The 5650-nt window shown below is 39.5% G+C and carries 6 protein-coding genes and 1 pseudogene; 1 reads left to right on the plus strand and 6 read right to left on the minus strand.

Annotated elements, in window-relative coordinates:
• The 5 genes and pseudogenes from KM934_RS12235 to KM934_RS12255 all read right to left on the minus strand — a co-directional run.
• Positions 1-383: pseudogene (locus KM934_RS12235) on the minus strand (hypothetical protein); the annotation flags it as partial.
• A 16-nt stretch (positions 384-399) separates the two neighbouring features.
• Positions 400-1299: a helix-turn-helix transcriptional regulator gene (locus KM934_RS12240; RefSeq protein ID WP_215760883.1), complete on the minus strand. Its 900-nt coding sequence runs from the start codon at positions 1297-1299 to the stop codon at positions 400-402.
• A 4-nt stretch (positions 1300-1303) separates the two neighbouring features.
• On the minus strand, positions 1304-1903 hold the full coding sequence (locus KM934_RS12245) for a hypothetical protein (RefSeq protein ID WP_215760884.1): 600 nt from the start codon (positions 1901-1903) through the stop codon (positions 1304-1306).
• A gap of 21 nt (positions 1904-1924) precedes the next feature.
• On the minus strand, positions 1925-2665 hold the full coding sequence (locus KM934_RS12250) for a hypothetical protein (protein ID WP_215760885.1): 741 nt from the start codon (positions 2663-2665) through the stop codon (positions 1925-1927).
• A gap of 46 nt (positions 2666-2711) precedes the next feature.
• On the minus strand, positions 2712-2990 hold the full coding sequence (locus tag KM934_RS12255; protein WP_215760886.1) for a hypothetical protein: 279 nt from the start codon (positions 2988-2990) through the stop codon (positions 2712-2714).
• Positions 2991-3150: 160 nt separating this feature from the next.
• Here KM934_RS12255 and KM934_RS12260 point away from each other — a divergent pair, with 160 nt between their 5' ends.
• On the plus strand, positions 3151-3462 hold the full coding sequence (locus KM934_RS12260; protein WP_215760887.1) for a hypothetical protein: 312 nt from the start codon (positions 3151-3153) through the stop codon (positions 3460-3462).
• Positions 3463-3695: 233 nt separating this feature from the next.
• Here the strand turns inward: KM934_RS12260 and KM934_RS12265 are convergent, their stop codons facing one another.
• The gene (locus tag KM934_RS12265; protein ID WP_215760888.1) at positions 3696-5153 is read right to left on the minus strand and encodes a DUF3843 family protein; all 1458 of its coding nucleotides are present in this window, start codon (positions 5151-5153) and stop codon (positions 3696-3698) included.
• Positions 5154-5650: the final 497 nt, after the last annotated feature.

Here is a 5650-nt window from a genome sequence, read left to right on the forward strand (position 1 = left end):
TCATTATTCTCCCAATCTTTTTCCCCAGGCACAATAGCTTTATAGCCCCTAATCAAGAAAGACGCATGATATTTCTTTTGTGGATCATCAAACAAAATATCAACGCCCGATGGATTTGGACATACAGCACCTAAAGCATAACCAAATTCATCTTTTCCTTTCAGATATTTTTTTTCATCTTTAATATTGCCATCATCCTCGTGGTAATAGAATTCGATGCAGGTCAACTTTAGTTTATACGCATCCTTACAACCGCCATTAACAAGAAAATAGCCTGAGAAGAATGCTTCTTCAGCAATTTTCTTAAACTCTTTAAACAGGTTTGCTTCGCAACCTTCTGCACCTTTGAAAGCTTTTAAGGCTTGAAATAATCTTGATTCCATACTTATTGAATTATTTTTATTTGTAAACTTCTATTGTTTTCTCCAACCATTTATATATCTTCTCCTGAAGACTTTCGGGTTCTAACACTTTTATCATATTGCCAAAACTCATCAACTTCATATAGAAGTCATAGGTAGGACGCAGTGCCAATTCAAAATCGGCATAATCATCACATGCATAGATTTCTTTTTGCGAGTGATGCAACGGCAATGTGCGCATATAGTGCTGATGATATTTATCTGCCCTTAACACAATTCTTTGAAGCGGTACAGATTCGTCCAATACAATTCCAAAGTATTCTGCAAAATATTCTTTTGCACAAAAATCTTTTGGCAAAACAAAATGAGCATCTGTTAAGTTAACACCTTCTATTCTATCAAGAGAATACAATCGCAAGTAGTTATAGTCTACATTTCTTGCTAACATATACCAACGCTGTGCGGACATTTTTACACAATATGGTTCAACAAGAAACGTCTTCGCTTCTTTCATCGTAAAAGAATGGAACGTTATCTGTAGTACAATATTTGACTTCATAGCTTCAAGTATTGTTGCAAGAAAGTCTTGGCTTGAAGGGATATCCTCTGTCAATATTCTATCATGGATAGATATACTGCTTGATAACGTTTCAGCCGTGCCGTAGGTATCAAGAAGCCATGTACGCAACTCTCCTTCGCTTAATACTTCCGGATTGGCTATATAATAATGGTATCTGCCATGTTGTTCACAGTCAATCACAATGCCGAACATATCAAGAATGCCACCTTTCCAACGATCAAATGTTTGCCGTGGCAAGTTCTCACCACGGCTAAGATCAATATTCTCACGCCACTTTTCATTGAGATCTTTCAATGTAATGCGACCAGCACGATGAATGGTCTTGATTACCCAAATATACTTTTGAATGAGTGACATAGGCTTAATCCTTCCAAATATTCTCCCAACAATCCTCACATGAAACCCCTTTCAACGGATTCACAAAAGCTTTATGACTTTTCGTTTCAGGTTCATCTTCTCCCATAAGCCATTTGACATCTATTCCTGCAGGACTTTTTTCAGATATTTCTTTTTCTCTATACCAATCATACTTGTACCAAACATGTGCAGAATGAAGGAGTTCGATAAACTGACTGCGTGAAAGGATAAAGTACCTAAACTTCCATTCTTCATTTACCATATTAACATAAACAAACACATACGGTCCCATTACTTTCTCCTCAAGCAAATCGCGCTTAAGACTATCCTCTATTGTAAATCCTGTTGGAATATTCTTTTGTACACTTGTCTTTACTTGAATAAGAGCCGACACTGGCTTCCATGGATAGTTAGGCGTTTCTTTTATTTCGCTATTAAGACAGACAATATCAATTGATTTGTAATTTTTTATTGTACAATTCGCATTGAAGGCATCCCATCCATTTTGCATAAGCATAGACACAACCATATTCTCTCCCACTGCCCCAAGACGTGCTTTTTCAGGTTGTGTCGACCTTGTACCAAGTGTATTATTTGTACTCATTTTGATTATATTATATAGTTATTATTTCCAATTAAACTCCTCGATTCCAAGTATCTCAAGTCCCAAGTATTTCCATACTTCCTTATCAAAGTTTGGTGTGTATCTTGCCATAGTGCGTAAGACGGATTCATCTTCTTTATCACGATAAGTATTGTTGAAGGTCAATGCTTTATCCCATATAGAAACCGGCTCTTCACAATAGTCGAGTTGATAAAATATGGTTCCGATACGCTCAAGATTATAACCTCCCTCCTTACACATATCCAGCGTCAAACTGTGATTGTCCAAAGGAAAACCATAGAACCCATCACTGATTAAACCACGTGGCGAAGCAAGACATAAAGCTCCCATTTCGTATCCATCCCGTTCTTTTACCAGCACAACATCGCCAGTGAACATTCTACTACCGTTGCTGTCATCATAACCTGTGTCTATTCCTGCAAAAATAGAACGTAATGTGTATCCACGTCCTTCACAAGAATGTCCGAAGTAGTCTTCTACAATGTCAGGATTATGGTCTTCTTCAAATTCTTCACTCTGTTGCCAAACATACAGACCGCCATCTTCCCAAAAGAAGAAGTCACCAAAGTCGGCATAACCGAATCTGTTCTTGTCAATAACATAGCGTATGCGCAGACGAGGACAATTCTTCTTAACTCCAAGTCCTATTTCGCCCTTATGCTTGTTACAGAGAAATGACAAGATATCCTCGTTAAGCACTCTCGGAATAGGCCCATAAAAGAGTTTCTTTGATTCTTCCATAATAGTAGTATTATTAATTCAAATGCAAAGATACGCATTAGGTGTCTCAATATACGTTACAGGATAAAATTTTCTTCATCACCTGCTTCCAAGCCGAACGCAGCCCTGGCGAAAGCGGTTCACTGCTGATCATTTCAAGTGTTTGGCGTAGTTCATCAAGCAATTCGGGCCAGTAGCGCATCTGCTCGTAGGCAAGCTTGATGCACTGCGCCCTTATTGCATAGGGCGACTTGGGGTCGGCAAACAGCCAAACATTGTCGTCGACAGCGAAATGGGTAAACGTCCAAAGCGCATTGACAGCCACAAGGCGGTCGTCGTCAAGCATAAGCTGATAAAGCAGTTCCTTTAAACCCTTAAATTAGCAGACTTATAATTTTACAAGAAAGCAAGTCATTGGATAACAATAAATTATCCAATGCTTGCATATGTCAGGAAATTCACTTACCTTAGTGCTGCTAAAAACTCAAATAAAGAATATCTGACATATGGCAAAGGTAAACATAAAATCTGAGAAGATCACTCCTTTCGGAGGGATTTATTACGCAAGCAAGGCTATTTATGCACTTTCACTTGACAAAGTCGTCAACGGCACTCTTGGTGTCCGTAGCTCCACCTACAACGGCTACCAGTGGGACGAGATAATATCAGCCATGTCTGACGTGTTCCTCTGTGGCGGCGACTGCGTGGAAGATGCCAACAGAAGCGAGTGCCATCTGCGGGAATCACCTGAAGTCAGGATACCGACGAGCCACATAATCGGGCGTGCCATAAACCCCAAACGGTCATTAGGCCGTTAAATGTATTATTTTATGACTGCTTGCGGTCTTTTGTCTTTTATAAGGCGTCTTTTGCTTGTTTCTGGTTCGTAATAGCTCGCTATTACTCATTAAAAGCCAAACAAAATCCACTCTTCTAAAATACCAAAATCCAGGCAATCCCTAATGCCGATTTGGGATAATAGCTTGAGCGATATTTTTTGATGTGTATATCTAACATCCCGGACACACATACTAGTTAATCGTTTTGCACATCAATAGTCATGGTCGTGATAATGATGGCGGCGGTGGTTTCTCGCAATAAAGTCAATGTTTCGTGTAAATATCTTATTGCCAGATTCGCTTGGATCGTTGAAGCTGATGTCACCATCTTGTAGCATATTGTTCTCAAGGAGATAATTGAGCAGTTCCGGATGTGTGTTTTCGATGTTGATCACCGCATCCATGGTTTCCTGCAGCATTGTTTTGGCATCACATTTCCCATAGTATGGATTATCCTTGCATTTGATGGCATGAATTATATTTGGTGCAAATATGAGACCAGCCTTCTTGGATATGAATCCAACTTGCGCTCCGTCAGGTAGCTGACCGTACATATCAGAAAAATCCACTTCCGGAGAGATTTCTTTCAGCCAATCTTTCATTTGTTCTGTTTTCTCAAAAAAAGCCAAACGCTTTCCCTTTGTGCGTTCAATATACGTGGTATAGGCATGCTCGTAAGACTTTTTCAGCTTTTCGTAGCGTTCGTGCATTTTGTCGAAAATATCTTTACTCGTCTTGAACATGACACCGTTTATTTCCCAATAATTGTCAGCATACTTCACGAGCGCTGTGCAGATGTATGAACCCTTGCGAAACATGTTGGGATTTATATTCTTCAGCTTGTATGTTTCGTCCGTAGATCTTTTCAACACGACAAATTCTTCGTCTTCCTCAATCACTTCAAAAGCATCCTGCTCACAGTATTCCAGGTTCATTAACCTTTTCGCCTTCTGGGGCAAATCGTTTTCATAATACATGTCTGCCAGCCACAGATGAGGCTTTACTGCCATAGGGCCGATTTCGGTGGTAGTTGAGAAGGTTGTTTCGGCGTAATAGATGGATTCGCTCTTGTTGAACTGCATTGAGTAGTTGTATTTCAGTTCGTTGAACTTTTCTTCTGACAATGGTGAGCTAAGCAGATATGAACGGCGAAGCCACATTAATACAGGCTTTATCTTGAAATAGTCGTCAGCCTTGTCAGAGTTGTATACAAAGTTATACAATTCTTCGTTTACATCCACTTCGTCATCTTCGGTCAGTACCTCCATGATTCTACGTGCCGTATCCTCTGCCATAACAATGGGGTTAAGGAAGCGGTCGTTGAAATTTCTTGATATTACTATCCATATCAGCAATTCCACCTCTTTAGCGTTTACGTCATCATTTTCCAAAGAGCCACAATCATCAAAAAAAGGCAATTTGTGCGAATAGGCAAGCAAGTGTTTAGCAACGAAAGCGTTCCATAGTTGAATGCCAGACATTTTGTCCTCATAATAGATAGCCACATTTATGGCAATCTGTTTTTTTAGTTCGTCAGCGTCTGGCAGGGGTAAGATAACATCCTTGATTCGGTGGTAAATCCGATTCGCAATATCGATATACATAGGGCATGGTTGGATTCCTATAGGATAGTATGTAGAGAAATCAATGGGAAATATTGTTTGTTTCATATTTTAAGAATATTATGGTTTGATGTTGCAAAGATAATGATAATCTCGTAATCGATGCAATAAACGCCTTATAAAAACCCAAAGAAAATTCTGGCGCAGATTTGGCGCACCCTTAAACGAAAAATCAGCGCAACTTGTTGTTTTGCAACTCGTTACGCTGACCTTGGCGGAGAGAGAGGGATTTTATACCACTCTACCATCTTCTGTAACTCGTTGATATTCAAGTGCCGTCTTTAGGCATTTTCGCTTATTTTGCACGAAAAATGGCGCAGAACTGGCGCAAGACAAAACGTCTTAAAACACTGTGTATGAATGACTTTTGTTACACAATTTAACTATTTTAAGAAATCTATCGACTCTAGTAACTACTCAGCACCCATAGAAGTATCCCTATTGGCATAAGTAATCGTCTTACTGTTGTACTACAGCAAGAATTGCATTGTATTTAGAATTTCCGTTCTTCATGGCAGTTTCTACGATGGAGTGTAACTTGGCAA

It is taken from the genome of Hallella faecis (assembly GCF_018789675.1).
Classification (GTDB): Bacteria; Bacteroidota; Bacteroidia; order Bacteroidales; family Bacteroidaceae; genus Prevotella; species Prevotella faecis.

Excerpts from the sequence above, each read along its gene's own strand:
- KM934_RS12240 (WP_215760883.1), bottom strand. The coding sequence starts at position 1,299 with ATGTCACTCATTCAAAAGTATATTTGGGTAATCAAGACCATTCATCGT.
- KM934_RS12245 (WP_215760884.1), bottom strand. The coding sequence starts at position 1,903 with ATGAGTACAAATAATACACTTGGTACAAGGTCGACACAACCTGAAAAA.
- KM934_RS12250 (WP_215760885.1), bottom strand. The coding sequence starts at position 2,665 with ATGGAAGAATCAAAGAAACTCTTTTATGGGCCTATTCCGAGAGTGCTT.
- KM934_RS12255 (WP_215760886.1), bottom strand. The coding sequence starts at position 2,990 with ATGCTTGACGACGACCGCCTTGTGGCTGTCAATGCGCTTTGGACGTTT.
- KM934_RS12260 (WP_215760887.1), top strand. The coding sequence starts at position 3,151 with ATGGCAAAGGTAAACATAAAATCTGAGAAGATCACTCCTTTCGGAGGG.
- KM934_RS12265 (WP_215760888.1), bottom strand. The coding sequence starts at position 5,153 with ATGAAACAAACAATATTTCCCATTGATTTCTCTACATACTATCCTATA.